This window comes from Xenorhabdus khoisanae, from assembly GCF_001037465.1.
GTDB lineage: Bacteria > Pseudomonadota > Gammaproteobacteria > Enterobacterales > Enterobacteriaceae > Xenorhabdus > Xenorhabdus khoisanae.
On the sequence record NZ_LFCV01000105.1, the window covers coordinates 1 to 1,061 of the forward strand.

Sequence of the window (1,061 nt, forward strand, 5' to 3'; positions counted from 1 at the left end):
CATTGATGTTATAATCGGTCATCCGATGACTTACCGCCTGTTCTTATGAAATTGAAATCGAATATCACACTGTCTGAAGCTGAACGTATTACATTACAACAACTTGCCCTGAATCACAGACACCGAGACATCCGTACGCGAGGAACGGGTTTGCTCATGCTTGCCAGAGGCATCAAACCCCGTCAGATAGCCGCTGAGATAGGATGCAGTCTCAGAGTTATCTATGACTGGGTTCACTTCTGGCACGATTCAGGGATAGCGGGATTATTAGGTGGGCATGTCGGAGGCCGATATCCCGCCATGACCCCTGACATGATTACCACCGCGGTCGAAGCCGCCAGTGCAGAATCTCTGACGTTAGCCCGAATCGCACAGAAAGTCGAGGACAAGCATGGCCCGCTGCCCTGTACGCTTGAGACGCTGGCGAATACCCTGAAAAAACAGGGGTTAACCTATAAACGCGCCCGCCTGTCTTTAAAAAAAATGCAATGAAGCGGAGTTTGCTGAAAAAGCCGCCTTGCTGAATAAAATTAAGGCGGGCGCGCGGTCGGGTCATTACCGGCTGGTCTATCTTGATGAGGCGGGTTTTACCGCCTCTCCGCCGGTGCAATACGGATGGAGTCCGCGGGGTAAGCCCCATGAAACAGAGCCGCAAAATCATGTCAGACGTTCAGTGTTAGGGGCGCTAAATTACACCGATAACACCCTGTTTTATCAGATAATGTCAGACAGTGTTACGCGGGCTGATGTCATTGATTTTTTAGAACAGGTTGCAAAGCAAGGGGATCATCGCCTGACATTTGTCGTATTAGATAATGCGCGTATCCATCATAGGATAGATGAAAAAATCAAAAGTCGCTGGTTACGAGAACACAACCTGTTTTTACTTTACCTTCCCGCCTACAGCCCAGAGCTGAATCTGATTGAAATCGTCTGGAGACAGGCTAAATATCACTGGCGACGTTTTATCACTTGGACTCAGGATACAATGGATCATGAGCTAAATACTTTATTTGAAAGTTATGGTCGCCAATTTGCAGTTAATTTCTCTTGAGGACTTA

The 1,061-nt window shown here is 47.7% G+C and carries 2 protein-coding genes; both read left to right on the forward strand.

Translation table 11 applies throughout. The features are described 5' to 3' along the window. Positions 1-45: 45 nt before the first annotated feature. On the forward strand, positions 46-492 hold the full coding sequence (locus tag AB204_RS14955; protein WP_047964173.1) for a helix-turn-helix domain-containing protein: 447 nt from the start codon (positions 46-48) through the stop codon (positions 490-492). A 25-nt stretch (positions 493-517) separates the two neighbouring features. Beyond that, complete coding sequence (locus AB204_RS14960; protein ID WP_084728586.1) at positions 518-1,054, forward strand: IS630 family transposase; 537 nt, start codon at positions 518-520, stop codon at positions 1,052-1,054. The last annotated feature ends 7 nt before the right edge of the window (positions 1,055-1,061 follow it).